Source organism: Sphingomonas sp. PEI4, assembly GCF_056679955.1.
On record NZ_CM155258.1, the window covers coordinates 965,426 to 982,382 of the forward strand.

Genomic DNA, 16,957 nt, shown 5'->3' on the forward strand with positions numbered 1-16,957 from the left:
CGACAATGTCGTTCAGGAACGATGCTGGCGAACAACCGTATCAAAGGCGCATCCCGATCGTCGGGTTCGAGAGGACATCTCATGAAGTTTACGCATCTCATCGCCGCGGGCCTCGCCTTTGCAACGCTCGGCCTCGGCGCCGCCGCTCCCGCAGAAGCGCAGCGTGATCGCGGGCACAGCCAGCAATACCGCGACAACGACCACCGCGGCGACCATCGTGGCGATCGCCGCGACTATCGCCGGAACGATCACCGCGGCGATCGTCACGACAACCGCCGCTATCGTGGTCGCGACAACGATCGTCGCAACTGGAACAACAATCGCCGCTGCCGCACCGAATGGCGCCACAACCGCCGCGTGCAGATCTGCCGCTGATCCAGCGGTCGACATAGGCCATTGATATCGGGCGGGCGGCAGTCTCATACTGCCGCCCGCTCTCGTCGTGAAACCCTGGAAGGATCCGGATCATGAAGCGTTTTCTCGGTACGGCTACACTGATCGCCGCTACCTGCCTTTCCGCCGCCACCCCCGCGCTCGCGCAGTCGCAGGCCGATGACGCGCGTTTTGCCGCCGCACAGTCGCGACTCGACAGCGAACTGCAGATCTTCCGCCAGGAATTCGATCGCTATCAGTCGGTCCGCGGCAACCGTGGCAGCTACGCGCCGCAGGGCGGTTATCGCCAGGCGCCCGATCGCAGCGGCGGCTATCAGGAAGCGTATCCGGACGAGCGCGACGAGGGCAATTACGACCCCTCGCGCTACTATCGCGCGGGCCCGAACTACCAGGAGCGCACGCTGGCAACCAACGACCGGGTCTATGCCGGACAAGACGGCAAATATTACTGCAAGCGCAACGACGGCACGACCGGGCTGATCATCGGTGCGGCCGGTGGCGGCATCCTCGGCAACGTCATCGACGGCGGCCGTTCGCGGATCGTCGGCTCGCTGCTGGGCGCGGCCGCTGGCGGCCTGGCCGGGCGTGCGGTCGAGCAGAGCAACAGCCAAGTCCGCTGCCGCTGACGTTGAAGAACTAGCGCCTCACTGTTCCCCCGCGAAAGCGGGGGCCCAGGACCGCAAGCGATAGCGCTCGTGACCCTGGGCTCCCGCTTTCGCGGGAGAACGGAAGGGAGCGGGCGTAGAACAGTAAGGCGGCTTCTACTTCGCCGGCCCAACCAGCTTCTGCGTGAAATACGTCATCTGCAACGCCTGCAACCGAGCCCCCTGCTCGATATCCGCATCGCCCGAATGCCCGCCCGCGGTATCCTCGTAGAACAGATACGGCAGCCCATACTCCTTCAACCGCGCCGCGAACTTCCGCGCATGCTGCGGCCCGACGCGGTCGTCCTTGGTGGTCGTCCAGATATATGGCTCCGGATACGCAACGCCCTTCTTGATGTTCTGATACGGCGAGATCGTCTCGAGAAACGCCTTCTCCTCGGGCACCGTCACCGATCCATATTCGTCGACCCACGATGCTCCCGCAGCGATCCCCTCATACCGGATCATGTCGAGCAGCGGCACCTGGATCGTCACCGCCTTCCACAGATCCGGATGCTGGTTGAACTCGACGCCCATCAACAGCCCGCCGTTCGACCCACCATAGATGCCGAGCTTGGCCGGACTGGTCAGCTTTCGCGTGAACAGGTCCTTCGCAACAGCCGCGAAGTCGTCATAGATCACCTGCCGCTTGGTCTTGCGCCCGGCATCATGCCACTTGGGCCCGAACTCGCCGCCGCCGCGGATGTTCGCGAGCACATAAGACCCGCCCCGCTCCAGCCAAAGCTTGCCGGTGCTGCCCGAATAGCTCGGCGTCATCGACACCTGGAAGCCGCCATACGCCGTCATCATCGTCGGCGTCGTGCCATCGAGCGTAATGCCCTTCTTGTGCACCACGAAATACGGGACCTTCGTCCCGTCGGTCGAGGTCGCCTCGAACTGCTCGACGACGTCGTTCGACGCGTCGAACTTAGGCGGCAAGGTCTTGATCGGCTTCGGCGCAGCACCCGTCGCCGCATCCAGCGAATAGAGCGAGGTCGGCGTCAGGAACCCCGTCACCGTCAGGTACGCGTCGTCGCTGCGATCGGTCGTGCTCGCCACGTCGATCGAGGCGTTGTCGGGCAGCGCGATCGGCTTGGCGGTCCAGCCCCCCGCCCCGTGCGTGTAAACCGACGCGCGGCCGCGGACGTTGTCCGACACCACCAGCAGCAGCTTCGACCGGGTCAGCGTCATCCCGTCGACCGACTGACGCGGCCCCGGTGCGAACACGATCGTCGGGTTGATCGTCCCCTTCTCAACCTCAGCAAGCGGCGCCGACGCGACCGCACCCTCGGGAATCTTTCCCCACGGGTCGCTGGTCGAGAAGATCACCTGTCCATCGATCATCCCTGCCGGAAACGTCCGATCTGGCAGCGTCAGCGGGCGCGTGCCCGCCGGCGTCCACACCAGCTTGTCCGCGCCGAAGAACGTTTTCCGGCGCTGGATCACGACCAGCCGGTTGCCCTTCTCGTCGGTCAGCACGTCGGCACCGGTCGGACCCTGGTCGGTCGCGGCACCACGATACACCTCGGTCGCAGCGGTCAGCGGCTGGCCGCGCTTCACCTGCTTCAGCACGAACGCATAGCCCGACTGAGTCGTCGTCCCCGCCCCCCAGTCGCGCGCGACCAGCAGCGTATCCTTGTCGACCCAACTCGCGTCCTGCTTCGACTTCGGCAGCGTGAACCCGTTCGCGACGAACGCGCCGGTCGACAGATCGAACTCGCGATACGTCACCGCATCCTCGCCGCCCTCGGACAGCGCGACCAGGCACAGCCGCTCCTCGGGCTGGAGACAGGTCGAACCCTTCCACACCCACTGCTTGCCCTCGGCCTTGCCCAGCGCATCGAGATCGAGCGCGGTAGTCCATTTCGGCGTTGCGCTCGCGTAATCGGCCGCACTGGTCCAGCGCCACAGTCCATGCGGATGATCGGCATCGCGCCAGAAATTGTAGATCCGCCCGAACATCTGGTTCGGCATCGGGATGCGATCCTTCGCCGACGCGATCGCGAGCGCCTCCGCATAGAAGGTCTTGTAACGCGGATCGTTCTGGAGCCGCGGAAGTGTCTTCGCGTTCTCCGCCTCGACCCAGGCCAAGGGCTTTGCGCCGTCCTTGTCCTCGAGCCAGATATACGGATCGGCGGCAGTATCTGTTTTGGTCATCGGTGCGACTTGGGCGAGAGCAGGTGCACCCGCAAGGAGTGTCGCCGCCGTCGCGAACAAGATACCACGCATATACAACTCCTTGCCGTCACCCCGACCCTTCGACTTCGCTCAGGAGAGCCTTGTTCCGGGGTCCACCGTTCCGCATAGGAAACCGCGGCGAGTGTGCGGCACGGTGGACCCCGGAACAAGCCCGGGGTGACGAAGGGAGTCGAAATTATGCAGGACGGCCTGCCCAAACCCCGCCGCTTCGTCGCGATCGCCGCGATCTCGGCGGGCACCGCGCTCACCATCATCGACGGCGGCGTCGCGACCGTCGCGCTCCCGACGATCGCCCGCGACCTCAACGTCGGCAGCAGCGCGGTCGTCACCGTCGTCACGGTGTACCAGCTGATCCTGGCGATGGCGCTGCTCCCCTTCTCAGGGCTCGGCGACCGCATCGGCCTCAAGCGCATGTATCAATATGGCCAGCTGATCTTCACGATCGCGACGGTGCTTTGCTTCTTCGCGAAGAGCCTGCCGTTCCTGCTCGTCGTCCGCGCCGCCCAAGCACTCGGCGCCGCCGCCGCGCTCAGCGTCTCGTCGGCGTTGATCCGCTCGATCTACCCGACGAAACAACTCGGTCGCGGGCTAGGCATAAACTCGGTCGTCGTTTCAAGTTCGGCCGCACTCGCCCCGACGATCGGCGGCCTCGTGCTCGCCATCGCCCCCTGGCCGTGGGTGTTCGCCAGCGCAGTCCCGTTCGCGATCATCAGCCTGCTGCTCGGCCGCACGCTCCCCGAACCGCAGAAGCACGACCAACCCTTCGACGTGCTCGGCGCGGTGATGTGCGCGGCGATGATCGGCCTCATCATCGGCGGTGCGGAGAGCGCGGTCCACGGCGACAGCCCGATCGTTTCCGCTGCGATCGTGCTTACCGGAGTCGTCATCGGCTGGTTCTTCGTGAAGCGCGAGCAAGGCGAGACCAAGCCGATCCTGCCGATCGACCTGCTTGCGCGGCCGGTGCTCGCGCTGTCGGCGATCGGCGCCTACACCGCGTTCATCGCGCAGATGACGTTGCTGCTGTCGACGCCGTTCCGCCTGACGCATGCTTACGGCTTCAGCGCGGCGGAGGTCGGCGCGGCGATCGCACCGTGGCCGCTGGCCAACATGTTCGTAGCGCCGCTGTCCGGCTGGTTGTCGGATCGCTATCCGGCGGGCCTGCTTGGCGGCATCGGCATGGGGATATCGATCTGCGCGCTGTTGCTGATCGCGTTCATGCCGGTCCATCCGAGCTATTTCGACATCGCCTGGCGAATGGCGTTGTGCGGGTCGGGATTTGGGATGTTCATGGCCCCGAACGCGCGGCTGATCATCGGCTCGGCCCCACGGGAGCGGGCGGCTGCGGCGGGCGGCCTCGTCTCCACGGTGCGCCTGGTAGGCCAGACAACCGGCGCCACCCTGGTCGCCGCCCTCCTGGCCATGGGCGTAGGCGCCGGCATGACCCCGCCGCTGGTAGCAGCCGGCCTCGCGCTAGTAGCAGGCCTATGCAGCCTAAGCCGCCTCCGCCCCTCGATCCGCAACCCGCCGACCGAAGAAACCCAAGACGTCCAACCCGCGCAACAGACGCGGTAATTCCCACTCCCTCTCCCCTCCGGGGAGAGGGTCGGGGTGAGGGGCAGCCAAGCAATGCTCCACCCGGAACAGCCCCTCACCCCAGCCCTCTCCCCACAGGGGAGAGGGAGCCGAAGAGAGACAGAAGAATGTTCACCCGCGAAGGCGGGTGCCCAGTCTGGGTCCCCGCCTTCGCGGGGACACATGCTTTGATTTGAGGCGCCCTCACACCCAACAGCTACCACCCCGGCGGAGGCCGGGGCCCAATTAGCAAGGTCGGCGTAACGGAGGACTGCGCTTCGTTAGCGACGTTCCCCAATTGGGCCCCGGCCTTCGCCGGGGTGGTGCAAGGAGAACGCCTGCTCAACAAGATCAAAACGCCGCGCTCGCCTTGGCCTCCCCCATCATCGCAGCCCTAACCAACGGAACCGGCGGCCCACCATAACTCAGGAACTGGTCGTGGAACGCCTTCCAGGCCTTCCGCCCACCCCTTGTCGCAGTCCAGTCGCTACGCAGCTTGCGGATCATCAGCTTGCCCATCGTGTAGTTCAGGTACGCCGGATCATACGTCCCCCGCGCCGCCTGCTGCCTCGCGTTCCCTTCGTCCTGGTAACACTCGTCGACGAACATCCGGAACGACTGCTCCTGCGTCATCCCCTTCGCATGCATGCGGATCGCCGATAGATACCGGCAGTCGCGCAACAGAGCGTTCGAGATCTGGCCGACATGCGTCTCCGGATCGCCGTCATTGAGCCCGGCCTCCCACATCATCTCCTCGGCATAATGCGCCCAGCCTTCCGCAAACGCATACCCCACGAACAGCCGCCCGAAGAGCGACGGCGAGCGGTTCGCATGCAGGAACTGGACGAAATGCCCCGGCATCACCTCGTGCACCGACGTGAACAGCAAGTCGTTCTTGCCCGGCACGAACGCGTCCTGCACGGCCTTGGTCCAGCTCGGGTCGGGCGGCGAGATGTAATAGATCGACGGCACGCCCTTCTCGAACGGCCCCGGTGGATCGATATACGCCGAGTTCTGCCGGTTATACGGCGGCGATTCCTCGACCAGCGCATGCTCGGTCCCTGGAATCGTCAGCAGATCGTGATCGATCACGAATTTCCGCAACGTCGGGATTTGGCGCCGCGCCTCGGCAACCGGCCCGCCGACCGGCTTGTTCGCGTTCATCTTGTTCATGCATGCGGTGATCGACAGCCCCTTGGCGAACACCCCGCACGCCTGCGCCAACGCCGCCTGGTTGCGCTTCAGATCGGCGACACCCGCCGCCTCCAACTGATCGAGCGGCGTATCGACGCCCTCGGTCATCGACACCATCCGCGAGAACTTGTCCGCCCCCAGCGCGAAATCCTGCGTCGCGGTCGCCCGCTGGCCCTCGGTCCACGTCCCCAGATCGCGCATCGCCGCCGCAGCCGCCTTCGCCGCATCGGCCAGTTGCTTCTGCGCCGCCGCATCCTTCACGCCCGCAAACGCCTTCACCGCGTCGCCCGCATAATAGTCCGCAAAGCCGTTGAACGCCGCCGTCCCGAAATTCACATAGCTCAGCGGCATCGGCGCCTTGAGGTTCGCCTTGATGTTGCCCGCCGCCGCCGGGATCTTCTGCAGGAGCGCGGTCAGCGCCTTCATCCGCGTCGGCGCATCGGCATAGTTGCGCGCGATATACACGTTCGGGTCGAGCCCCGCGCTCACATACCAGGACGGATTATGATGCGGTTGGTCAGCGTCCTCGAGCCAGAACAATTTACCCTTCGCGGCCTGCACCAGATAGTCGCGCTCGAACGCCTCGGCGGGCTTCAGGTCCTTGAACGCCCCCGCCTTGTCGATAGCCGCGTGGAGGAAGTCCGCCTGCCGCTTCAGTCCCGCGGCGCTCCAGTCGCCGAGCCCGCCGTCGTACTCATGCTTGCCCTGATACACCGCGTTCGCCGGATCAATCTTGAACCACCCATCGATGAAGCCGTCGCGGAATCCGGCCCAGTCGCTCTTCGCCTCGGCCGTAGGTGCAGGCGCCGCAGCCTGCGTATTCGACGCGGTCTGCGCGGGTCCACACGCCGCCAACGCCAACGCCGCCCCGATCGCGGTAGCAGTCGCCAAAAGTCCGATCCGCATCCTGTCTCCAATTCGATTCGTACGCGGGCGCCATGCTGCCAGCCGAACCCCCGGCACGCCAGTACGCGGAACGGCAAAAGCGCTGGGCCGTTTAACGTGCATCTACCTCGAGAAACTGGACAGCTTCATGCCCTATGTAAAAACCCGTGACGGTACAGATATTTACGTCAAGGACTGGGGCACGGGACGCCCGGTCATCCTGACGCATGGCTGGCCGCTCAACGCCGACAGCTGGGACGCGCAGGCGATGGCGCTCGCCCACGCCGGCTTCCGCGCGATCGCATACGACCGCCGTGGCTTCGGCCGTTCGGGCCAGCCCTGGACCGGCTACAATTACGACACGCTCACCGACGATCTGGCCGACGTGATGGAAGCGACCGGCGCGACCAATGACGCGACGATCGTCGGCTTCTCGATGGGCGGCGGCGAAGTCGCGCGCTACATGAGCCGCTACGACGGCAAGGGCGTGGTCGCCGCCGGGCTGATCTCGTCGGTGGTGCCGTACATGCTGAAGACCGAGGACAATCCAGACGGCGTCGACGAGGAAACGCTGGCCAACATCGGGGCCGGTATCGAGGACGACCGCCCGGCGTTCTTCAAGACGTTCCTCCAGCAGTTCTTCGGCGTCGGCTTCATCACCTCGCCGGTCAGCGACGAGGTCGTCGACTGGGCCTGGAGCCTCGCGATGCAGGCGGGCCTCCACCCGACGCTGGAATGCGCCAAGGCGTTCAGCCACACCGACTTCCGCGGCGACCTCGCAGCATTCCGCGTACCCACGCTGATCGTCCACGGCACGAGCGACAAGACCGTGCCCATCGACCCGACCGGCCGCGCCGCCGCAAAGGGCATCGCCGGCTCGCAGTTGGTGGAATATGACGGCGCCCCGCACGGCCTGACAGTGACGGAGAGCGATCGCTTCACCAACGACCTGCTCACGTTCCTGGGTCGGTAACGCCTCAATCCTCCCCCGCAAGGGGGAGGTGGCAGGCACTAGCCTGACGGAGGGGGAGGAAAGGGAAACGATTGTTCCGTGTCCTCCCCCTCCGTCACCTTCGGCGCCACCTCCCCCTGGCGGGGGAGGATCGAGCGCTCAATTCCCCAGCGGCACGATAACCTCGTCCGGATGCGCGACGTTCAGCTCCCTCCGGACCATCTCGTCGACCATGTCCGGGTTCGCATGATCCGGGTTCAGCAGAGCAACCCGGTTCTTCAGAACCTCGCGCTTGCGATCGAGCGCAGCATAGTCCTGCTCGCGCTTCGCAAGCTGGCGCTTGTAATCGCCATACGCGAACATCCCGTTCGGCCCGAGCACGGCATACGCGCCGAAGAAGGCCATCAGCGTCAACCCCAGCGCCGGCCACGCGGCCTTGCGCATCGTCTTCCGCAACTTGCTGGTCTTCGTCGTCACGCGTGCCATTTCGTTCTCCGGTACTCCCGCTTTCGCCACCCACTCCGTCACCCCGGACTAGTTCCGGGGTCCACCGTTCCGCACAATCATCGCTGTCGATTATGCGGGACCGTGGATGCCGGAACAAGTCCGGCATGACGGAGTGGGTAAGTAATCAGCCCCCAATCAGGATGTCGCGACCCGCATAGCGCGCCGCATCGCCCAGTTCTTCCTCGATCCGGATCAGCTGGTTGTACTTCGCCAACCGGTCCGACCGCGCAAGGCTGCCCGTCTTGATCTGCCCGCAGTTGGTAGCCACCGCCAGATCGGCGATCGTCGAATCCTCGGTCTCGCCCGAGCGATGCGACATCACCGCGGTGTACTTCGCCCGCTGCGCCATCGACACAGCCTCAAGCGTCTCGGTCAAAGTACCAATCTGGTTCACCTTCACCAGCAGCGAGTTTGCAATACCCTCGTCGATCCCGCGCTTCAGACGCTTCGGATTGGTCACGAACAGATCGTCGCCAACCAGCTGCACCTTGTCGCCGATCAGGTCGGTGAGCGTCTTCCAGCCCTCCCAATCGTCCTCGCCCATGCCGTCCTCGATCGAGAAGATCGGGTAACGCCGCGTCAGGTCCGCCAGATACTCCGCCATCTCGCCGCTCTCGAGGATCTTGCCCTCGCCCGAAATGTCGTACTTGCCGTTCTTGTAGAACTCGGTCGCTGCGCAATCGAGCGCGAGCATGACGTCCTCGCCGGGCTTGTACCCAGCCTTCTCGATGCTCGACATGATGAAGTCGAGCGCTTCGGTGGTGCTGCCGATGTTCGGCGCGAAGCCGCCTTCGTCGCCGACGCTGGTCGACAGGCCCTTCTCGCTCAGGCCCTTCTTCAGCGTGTGGAAGATCTCCGAGCCGCAGCGGACCGCCTCGAGGATGTTCGACGCGCCGACCGGCACGATCATGAATTCCTGGAAATCGATTGGGTTGTCGGCATGCTCGCCGCCGTTGATGATGTTCATCATCGGCACCGGCAGCAGGTGCGCCTGAATGCCGCCGACATAACGATACAACGGAAGCCCGCGCGCTTCGGCCGCAGCCTTGGCGACGGCGAGGCTGACGCCAAGGATCGCATTCGCGCCCAGCCGACCCTTGTTCTCGGTACCGTCGAGTTCGATCATCGCGCGGTCGAGGTCCGACTGGTCCTCCGCGTCCATGCCCAGCACGGTATCGGTGATCTCGTCGTTGACCGCATCGATCGCGCCATCGACACCTTTGCCGCCCCAGCGGCTCTTGTCGCCGTCGCGCCGCTCGACCGCCTCGTGCGCGCCGGTCGATGCGCCCGACGGCACCGCCGCGCGGCCGAAGCTGCCGTCTTCGAGCAGCACGTCGACCTCGACGGTCGGATTGCCGCGGCTATCGAGGATCTGGCGTGCATGAAGGTCGATGATTGCGGTCACGTAACGATGCTCCTACAAATTCCGGGGACTGGACCTCGGACCGTTCGCGACGCCTCTACCGCCTCGCGACATAACGGGCAATCGCACCGGTTATCGGGAACCGCGCTTCGGCGACGGTGTTGAGAACGTAACAATTTCGAAAGGGATGGCCATGGCCGACACGAACGCAACACCGATGAGCGATGCAGATGTTTCGAACACTGCCGATCTGACCCAGTCGGAGCCCCTGAAGGGTGCGACCATCGACAGCGCAACCGACACGGCAGGCGAGAAGACCACCGATGCGAAGCAGTTGATCAAGGACAATGCCGGCAAATACACCGCGCAGGCGACCGACAAGGTCCGTACCTTCGCCGAAGACGGCAAGGCGCGTGCGAGCGGTGCATTGGAGCAGGTCGCGCAGTTGCTCACCGACGCCGCCGGCCAGGTCGATGAAAAGCTCGGTGCGCAGTATGGCGGCTATGCCCGCAGCGCCGCCGACAGCGTCTCGGGCTTTGCCGACCAGGTGAAGGCCAAGGATATCGACGAGTTGTTCGACGATGCGCGCGAACTCGTTCGCAAGTCGCCCGCCATTGCCGTCGGTGCAGCCGCCGCCATCGGCTTCGTCGTCGCACGACTGGTGCAGTCGGGCGTCGATGCCAACTCGAAGGGCTAACGCGTTGTCTGACCCACTGACGTTTGCCACCAACGAAGACGAGAGCATCGCGTCGATCGTCGGACGCCTGGCGACCGAGACGAAGAGCCTCGCGACAGCGGAAGTCGCTGTCTACAAGGCCAAGTTCGGCGAGACGGCGACGGCGTACAAGTCGGCCGCGATGTTCTTCGCGGTCGCCGGCGTGCTGGCTTTGGCCGCGCTGATCGCACTGCTGGTCGGTGCGATCTTGACGGTGGCGACGCTGGTGGGGCCAGGATGGGCGACCGCCATCGTCGTGGTGGCCGTCCTCGCAGTGGCGGCAATCCTGGCGATGATCGGCAAGTCGAAGCTTCAGACGAAGAGCGAGCCCGCATCATGACATCCGCCAAAGTCGCCGCCGCCGAGATCGAATCGGCCCTCGCCCGCCAGCGCGTCATGATGACGCTCGGGCAGTTGCAGGACCGGCTCAACCCGCGGAAGCTCGCACTCAACGCCAGCCGCGACGTCGCCGATGCCAGCACCGCCGCACTCAGCGCCAGCGTAGAGACCGTGAAGCGCAACCCGGGGCCGACCGCAGGGTTTGCCGCGGTCGCCGGGTTGTTCCTCGCGCGGCACCGGATCGTCGGACTGTTTCGCCGCGGACGCTAATCGTTGAAACCTTGAAGTCCCGGCTCGCGTTGAACGACGAGCAGCTTGCCATCAGAAGGACACTTCCATGACCGACGCAAAGACCACCGCAAACGAAACTCCCCACGAGACCGCCCACGAGACAGAGAGCCGTCTGCGCGAGGGCCTCGACACCGTCCGCGAGACCGCATCGAAGGTCTATCACGACGCTGGAGACAAGGCGTCCGAGGTTCTCGAAGTCTCGCGCGAGAAGACGAAGCGCGTCGTCAACACCCTCGAATCCAACCCGCTCGGCATCCTCGTCGGTGGACTCGCGGTCGGTGCACTCGCAGGTGCACTGATCCCACGTTCCGCGCGTGAGAAGGAATTGCTGGCCCCCGTGGGCAAGCGCCTCAGCGAAACGCTCGTCGCGGCGACTGCTGCTGCGAAGGACGCTGGCCGTTCTGAACTGGGCGAACTCGGCCTGACCAAGGACAATGCACGCGACCAGGCCAAGGGCTTGCTCGAGGGCATCGTCAAGGCCGTCACGACCGCCGGTACTGCAGGTGCGAAGGCGGTTTCGCAAAAGCCTACCGTCTAAGGGTTCAAACCGCGGGTCGAACACGCTAGGGAGGCGGCAACCCCCTCCCTAGGAAAGCAAGCGCATGAGCAAGCTCCACCTCGTATTCGGCGGCCGCGTCAGCGACCCGCGCACCCTGGATTTTAACGATCTGAGCAAGATCGAGTTCGTCGGCCTGTTTCCCGACTACGCCAGCGCCGAGAAGGCTTGGCGTGCTGCGGCGCAGCGTACTGTCGATGATGCCGAGATGAAGTTCGTGGTGGTCCACCTGCACCGCATGCTCGAACCCAACCTAGGCGCGACTGCAGCTTAAACTATACTGCGACCGTCGTTCCGCGGAGGCGGGAGGCCATATCGGTTGACGTCGCGATGTAGTCGCAACGGCATAGAATATGGATCCCGCCTCTGGGGAGATGACGGCCGCAGCGCTGCTGCACCTGCAGCCAGCGCTATGCCCCGCTGATATGTCAGGCGCGCCGGGCCCACTCGCTATCCATAAGCAAAACGATCACCTCAACCCCTCCCCTCTCCCACCGGGAGAGGGAGAGACGCCGAAGGCGGCAAGGGTGAGGGCACGCCAAGCAATGCAATCGCTGTTTTCTCACGCCCGCCAACGCGCCGACGCTGACGCAGCCGCTACCGGTTACACCCCACCCGTTCGTGCTGAGTAGCTCCCTCAGGAGCGGATCGAGGGCACGCATCGAAGCACAGGCCCACAAATCTAACCATCCTTCGATACGCCGCTTCGACAAGCTCAGCAGCTACTCAGGACGAACGGTGTGGGAATGGGTGTGGGTGTGAGGCAGCGTTAAGTGGAGTGAGAGGTTCGTCAGCAGCCAGCCGCTCAGGCAGCCCGGTAATGCCAAAGCAACAGCGGCCGAGCCAGCACCAGCCCCGCCAAGAACCCGCCAATATGCGCGCCAATCGCAATCGGACCGCTAGCCCCAACCGACGCGCCAAACCCGGCCAGCCCCATCAGCAACTGGATCCCGATCCACGCCGCGGCCAGCCAGACCACATGCACGACCCCAGCCGGCACCGGCCCGATCGCTTGCGCTCGCCGCTCGCCATACAACAGAGCATAAGCCCCAACGACTGCGGAAATAGCCCCGGAAGCGCCAATCATAGGCGCAGTGGACTCAGGCCCGAACGCCCAATGCCCCGCCGCCGCCGCATACGCGCCCAGCACGTACAGCACGACCAACCCGACCGTCCCCAGCGCACGCTCGACGAACTGCCCACAATACACCAGCATCACGAGGTTCAGCGCGATATGCGCCCACCCGCCATGGATCAACGTCGCGGTCAGCGGCGTCGCCCAGGACGGCACGACGAACATATGGTCGCTCGGAATACCAAGATCGGTCATCCGCAACGGGATGAACCCAGCATTCACCGCCCAGTACCCAAGCGACCCGCTCAGCACCAGAAATCCCGAGACGATGACCGTCACGATCGTGATGATCGCCGTCGCCCGCGTCTCGAAAAAATTCATATCGGTCAGATGAACTCGATCTTGGAGACGACGTAATAGCGCTCGCCAGCCGGCACCGTCACCTCGACCTCTTCGTCGAGCTTCCGCCCGATCAGCCCGCGGCCCAGCGGCGAGTTGTATGAAATCCGCCCGGTCTTGGCGTTCGCCTCGGTCTGGCCGACGATCTGATACTTCACCGGCTTGTCGTTCTCGTCGAGCAACGTCACCGTCGCCCCGAACACGACCTTGTCGCCCGACAGGTCCTTCGGATCGATGATCTGCGCGCGGCTCAGCTTGTCCTCGATGTCCGAGATCGACGCCTCGACCTGGCCCTGACGCTCCTTCGCGGCATGATATTCCGCGTTCTCGCTCAGATCGCCGTGCGCGCGCGCCTCTTCGATCGAGTCGACGATCGTCGGGCGTTCGGCCTTCAGGCGCTTCAGATCCGCCGTGAGCGTTTCATAGCCTTCCTGCAGCATCGGCATCTTTTCGACGGTCGCCATTATCTAGTCCCCAAATTCATTTCCCCGTGCAGGGCGCCATAACGGCCCCGCCCACACATCACGCTTATGTCGGGATCAGTTGTGCGACTGCGAATAATAGGATTGCAGCGGCCGTACTTCAAGGCTGTGCGTCGAAAGCTTGGCAATCGCCTTCGCCGCCTCGAGCGAAGCCGGGGCCGTCGTGAAGTACGGAATGCGTTGCCCTAGCGCCGACGCGCGGATCGGCTGCGAGTCCTTCAGGCTCTGCCACCCCTCCGTCGTGTTGAAGATCAGCGCGATGTCGCCGTCCTTGATCCGGTCGACGATATGCGGACGACCCTGCGCCACTTTATTGACCTTCTCGACCGCAAGCCCCGCGAGTGCGAGGTAATCTGCGGTCCCACCGGTCGCGACGATCGAGAAGCCGGTATCGATCAACGCCTTCACCGCCTCGACGATCATCGCCTTGTCGCCGTCCTTCGCGCTGACGAAGACGTTGCCCTTCGTCGGCAGGATCGTCCCCGCACCAAGCTGTGCCTTGGCGAACGCGATCGTAAAATCGGGATCGATTCCCATGACTTCGCCGGTGGACTTCATTTCCGGTGAGAGCACTGGATCGACGCCCGGGAACTTGTTGAAGGGGAACACCGCCTCCTTCACCGCGTAATAATCGATATGCCGGTCGATCTTGGGAAGGTCGACGAGCTTCTCCCCCGCCATCACCCGCGCGGCGATCTTGGCGATGGGCGCACCGATCGCCTTGGCGACGAACGGCACCGTGCGCGACGCGCGCGGGTTCACCTCGATGAGATAGACCAGCCCGTCCTTCACCGCGAACTGGATGTTCATCAGGCCGACGACCGACAAGGCATGCGCGAGCGCCACCGTCTGCCGCTCGATCTCGGCGATGATCTCCGCCGACAGCGAATAGGGCGGGATCGAGCACGCGCTGTCGCCCGAATGGACGCCCGCCTCCTCGATATGCTGCAACACGCCCGCGACCACCACGTCGGTCCCGTCACAGATCGCGTCGACATCGACCTCGATCGCATCGCGCAGATACTGATCGATCAACACCGGCGAGTCGCCCGAAACCTGCACCGCGGTCGCGATGTAATTATCGAGTTGCGCCGGCCCGTCGACGATCTCCATCGCCCGCCCGCCCAGCACGTACGACGGCCGCATCAGCACCGGATATCCGATCCGCTCCGCCGCCGCGATCGCTTCGTCCCGGCTCCGCGCCAGCCCGTTCTTCGGCTGCAGCAACCCGAGCTTGGTGATCAGCGCCGCAAACCGCTCGCGATCCTCCGCCAGATCGATCGCATCCGGCGTCGTCCCCAAAATCGGAATACCCGCAGCCTCAAGCGACCGCGCAAGGTTCAGCGGCGTCTGGCCGCCGAACTGCACGATCACGCCCACCAGCGTCCCGTTCTGCTGCTCGACATGCAGGATCTCCAGCACGTCCTCGGCGGTCAGCGGCTCGAAATACAGCCGGTCCGACGTGTCGTAATCGGTCGACACCGTCTCCGGGTTGCAGTTGACCATGATCGTCTCATAGCCCGCGTCCGCGAGTGCAAAGCACGCATGGCAGCAGCAATAATCGAACTCGATCCCCTGCCCGATCCGGTTCGGCCCGCCGCCGAGAATGACGATCTTCTTCCGGTCGGTAGGCTCGGACTCGTTCTCGGGCTCGCCGAAGCTCGGCGCCTCGTAGGTCGAATACATATACGGCGTCTTGGCATCGAATTCGGCCGCGCACGTATCGATCCGCTTGAACACCGGCCGCACGCCCAGCTTCAGGCGATGCTGGCGCACCTCCTCCTCGGTCACGCCACCGGTCATCGCCTTGACGACCTCGTGGATCAGCCCCGAGCCACGCGCGACGCCGCGGTTCATCCCGCGCAAATTTACCGACTTCAGCGCCAGCCATGCGAGCCGCTTGTCGCTGAACCCCATGCTCTTCAGCCGCCGCATACCCGCCGCGTCGATCGGCAAGCCGTCCTTCATCACCTCGGCCTCGACTGCGATGATCTCGGCGATCCGCTCCAGGAACCAGGGATCATACTTCGCGATCGCATGCACCTCGGCGACCGTGAAACCCTCGCGCAAAGCCTGCGCCGCCACGAGCAACCGGTCCGGCGTAGCCACGGCCAGCGCCGCCTCGATCTCCGCCCGCGGCGCGCCGACCAGATGATCGACCTGGTTGAAGCCCGACAGGCCCGTCTCCAGCCCACGCAAAGCCTTCTGCATCGATTCGTGGATGTTGCGACCGATCGCCATCACCTCGCCAACCGACTTCATCGCCGTGCCGAGCGTGTTGGACGCGCCCTTGAACTTCTCGAACGCGAACCGCGGTATCTTCGTCACGACGTAATCGATCGTCGGCTCGAACGCGGCCGGCGTAGCGCCGGTAATGTCGTTCTCGATCTCGTCGAGCGTGTACCCAACCGCCAGCTTCGCCGCGACCTTCGCGATCGGGAAGCCGGTCGCCTTAGACGCCAGCGCCGAAGACCGCGACACACGCGGGTTCATCTCGATGACAACCAGCCGGCCGTCCTTCGGATTCACTGCGAACTGTACGTTCGAACCGCCTGTTTCGACACCGATTTCACGCAATACCGCAATCGATGCGTTACGCATGATCTGGTATTCCTTGTCGGTCAGCGTCAGCGCGGGCGCGACGGTAATCGAGTCGCCGGTGTGGACGCCCATCGGATCGACATTCTCGATCGAACAGATGATGATCGCGTTGTCGTTCCGATCGCGCACCACCTCCATCTCATATTCTTTCCAGCCGAGCAGCGATTCCTCGATCAGCACCTCGGTCGTCGGCGACAAATCGAGCCCGTTGCGGACGATCGCGATGAATTCCTCGCGATTATACGCGATGCCGCCCCCCGAGCCGCCCATCGTGAAGCTCGGCCGGATGATCGACGGAAGCCCCGTCTTCTCAAGGCCTTCCAAAGCTTCTTCAACAGTATGTGCGATCGCCGAGCGCGCGCTTTCCAGGCCGATCCGGTCCATCGCATCGCGGAACTTCAGCCGGTCCTCCGCCATGTCGATCGCGTCGGCATCCGCCCCGATCATCGTCACGCCATATTTGGCCAGCGTACCGTCATGGAACAGCGCGAGCGCGGTGTTGAGCGCGGTCTGCCCGCCCATCGTCGGCAGGATCGCGTCGGGACGCTCCTTCTCGATGATCTTGGCGACGATCTCGGGCGTGATCGGTTCGACGTACGTGGCGTCGGCCAGTTCGGGATCGGTCATGATCGTGGCGGGGTTCGAATTGACGAGGACGATACGATAGCCCTCCTCCTTCAACGCCTTGATCGCCTGCGTGCCCGAATAATCGAACTCGCACGCCTGGCCGATGACGATAGGTCCTGCGCCGATGACGAGGATCGAGGAGATGTCGGTGCGTTTTGGCATT

16 protein-coding genes are annotated in these 16,957 nt (G+C 64.4%); 9 read left to right on the top strand and 7 right to left on the bottom strand.

Annotated features, from left to right (window positions below):
* Window positions 1-81 precede the first annotated feature (81 nt).
* Window positions 82-375, top strand: a complete 294-nt coding sequence (locus AC1MLZ_RS04200; protein WP_107961801.1) for a hypothetical protein — start codon at window positions 82-84, stop codon at window positions 373-375.
* A 92-nt stretch (window positions 376-467) separates the two neighbouring features.
* Entirely contained in the window at window positions 468-1,019 is a 552-nt protein-coding gene (locus AC1MLZ_RS04205) for a glycine zipper 2TM domain-containing protein (protein WP_480960595.1), read from the top strand.
* 135 nt (window positions 1,020-1,154) lie between these two features.
* Here the strand turns inward: AC1MLZ_RS04205 and AC1MLZ_RS04210 are convergent, their stop codons facing one another.
* Window positions 1,155-3,266 carry a prolyl oligopeptidase family serine peptidase gene (locus AC1MLZ_RS04210; RefSeq protein ID WP_480960596.1) on the bottom strand — a complete coding sequence of 704 codons (2,112 nt, stop codon included), beginning with the start codon at window positions 3,264-3,266 and terminating at the stop codon, window positions 1,155-1,157.
* A gap of 147 nt (window positions 3,267-3,413) precedes the next feature.
* Between AC1MLZ_RS04210 and AC1MLZ_RS04215 the strand changes: the two genes are divergently transcribed.
* Window positions 3,414-4,808 carry an MFS transporter gene (locus tag AC1MLZ_RS04215; RefSeq protein ID WP_480960597.1) on the top strand — a complete coding sequence of 465 codons (1,395 nt, stop codon included), beginning with the start codon at window positions 3,414-3,416 and terminating at the stop codon, window positions 4,806-4,808.
* 351 nt (window positions 4,809-5,159) lie between these two features.
* On the opposite strand, the gene AC1MLZ_RS04220 is transcribed toward AC1MLZ_RS04215, so the two are convergent.
* On the bottom strand, window positions 5,160-6,908 hold the full coding sequence (locus AC1MLZ_RS04220; RefSeq protein ID WP_480960598.1) for a DUF885 domain-containing protein: 1,749 nt from the start codon (window positions 6,906-6,908) through the stop codon (window positions 5,160-5,162).
* Between the two features lie 127 nt (window positions 6,909-7,035).
* Between AC1MLZ_RS04220 and AC1MLZ_RS04225 the strand changes: the two genes are divergently transcribed.
* Window positions 7,036-7,860, top strand: a complete 825-nt coding sequence (locus AC1MLZ_RS04225; protein WP_480960599.1) for an alpha/beta fold hydrolase — start codon at window positions 7,036-7,038, stop codon at window positions 7,858-7,860.
* Between the two features lie 138 nt (window positions 7,861-7,998).
* On the opposite strand, the gene AC1MLZ_RS04230 is transcribed toward AC1MLZ_RS04225, so the two are convergent.
* Together AC1MLZ_RS04230 and eno are read right to left on the bottom strand one after the other, a co-directional pair.
* The gene (locus AC1MLZ_RS04230) at window positions 7,999-8,325 is read right to left on the bottom strand and encodes an FtsB family cell division protein (RefSeq protein WP_480960600.1); all 327 of its coding nucleotides are present in this window, start codon (window positions 8,323-8,325) and stop codon (window positions 7,999-8,001) included.
* Between the two features lie 145 nt (window positions 8,326-8,470).
* Window positions 8,471-9,751, bottom strand: coding sequence for a phosphopyruvate hydratase (gene eno / locus AC1MLZ_RS04235; RefSeq protein WP_480960601.1), 1,281 nt, complete (start codon window positions 9,749-9,751; stop codon window positions 8,471-8,473).
* Window positions 9,752-9,926: 175 nt separating this feature from the next.
* Here eno and AC1MLZ_RS04240 point away from each other — a divergent pair, with 175 nt between their 5' ends.
* From AC1MLZ_RS04240 to AC1MLZ_RS04260, 5 genes are all read left to right on the top strand, one after another.
* Window positions 9,927-10,406 (top strand): hypothetical protein, encoded by a 480-nt coding sequence (locus AC1MLZ_RS04240; protein ID WP_480960602.1) that lies wholly within the window; start codon window positions 9,927-9,929, stop codon window positions 10,404-10,406.
* Between the two features lie 4 nt (window positions 10,407-10,410).
* The gene (locus AC1MLZ_RS04245; protein WP_480960603.1) at window positions 10,411-10,764 is read left to right on the top strand and encodes a phage holin family protein; all 354 of its coding nucleotides are present in this window, start codon (window positions 10,411-10,413) and stop codon (window positions 10,762-10,764) included.
* The gene (locus tag AC1MLZ_RS04250; RefSeq protein ID WP_480960604.1) at window positions 10,761-11,033 is read left to right on the top strand and encodes a DUF3618 domain-containing protein; all 273 of its coding nucleotides are present in this window, start codon (window positions 10,761-10,763) and stop codon (window positions 11,031-11,033) included. Before AC1MLZ_RS04245 ends, AC1MLZ_RS04250 begins: the two co-directional genes overlap by 4 nt.
* Window positions 11,034-11,100: 67 nt before the next feature.
* Window positions 11,101-11,592 carry a hypothetical protein gene (locus AC1MLZ_RS04255; protein ID WP_480960605.1) on the top strand — a complete coding sequence of 164 codons (492 nt, stop codon included), beginning with the start codon at window positions 11,101-11,103 and terminating at the stop codon, window positions 11,590-11,592.
* Between the two features lie 64 nt (window positions 11,593-11,656).
* Window positions 11,657-11,884 carry a DUF4170 domain-containing protein gene (locus tag AC1MLZ_RS04260; RefSeq protein WP_480960606.1) on the top strand — a complete coding sequence of 76 codons (228 nt, stop codon included), beginning with the start codon at window positions 11,657-11,659 and terminating at the stop codon, window positions 11,882-11,884.
* 531 nt (window positions 11,885-12,415) lie between these two features.
* Here AC1MLZ_RS04260 and AC1MLZ_RS04265 read toward each other — a convergent pair.
* The 3 genes from AC1MLZ_RS04265 to carB form a co-directional block, all read right to left on the bottom strand.
* Window positions 12,416-13,066, bottom strand: coding sequence for a rhomboid family intramembrane serine protease (locus tag AC1MLZ_RS04265; protein ID WP_480960607.1), 651 nt, complete (start codon window positions 13,064-13,066; stop codon window positions 12,416-12,418).
* A gap of 5 nt (window positions 13,067-13,071) precedes the next feature.
* Complete coding sequence (greA, locus tag AC1MLZ_RS04270) at window positions 13,072-13,548, bottom strand: transcription elongation factor GreA (protein WP_480960608.1); 477 nt, start codon at window positions 13,546-13,548, stop codon at window positions 13,072-13,074.
* Window positions 13,549-13,623: 75 nt separating this feature from the next.
* Window positions 13,624-16,956: a carbamoyl-phosphate synthase large subunit gene (carB, locus tag AC1MLZ_RS04275; protein ID WP_480960609.1), complete on the bottom strand. Its 3,333-nt coding sequence runs from the start codon at window positions 16,954-16,956 to the stop codon at window positions 13,624-13,626.
* Between the last annotated feature and the right edge of the window lies 1 nt (window position 16,957).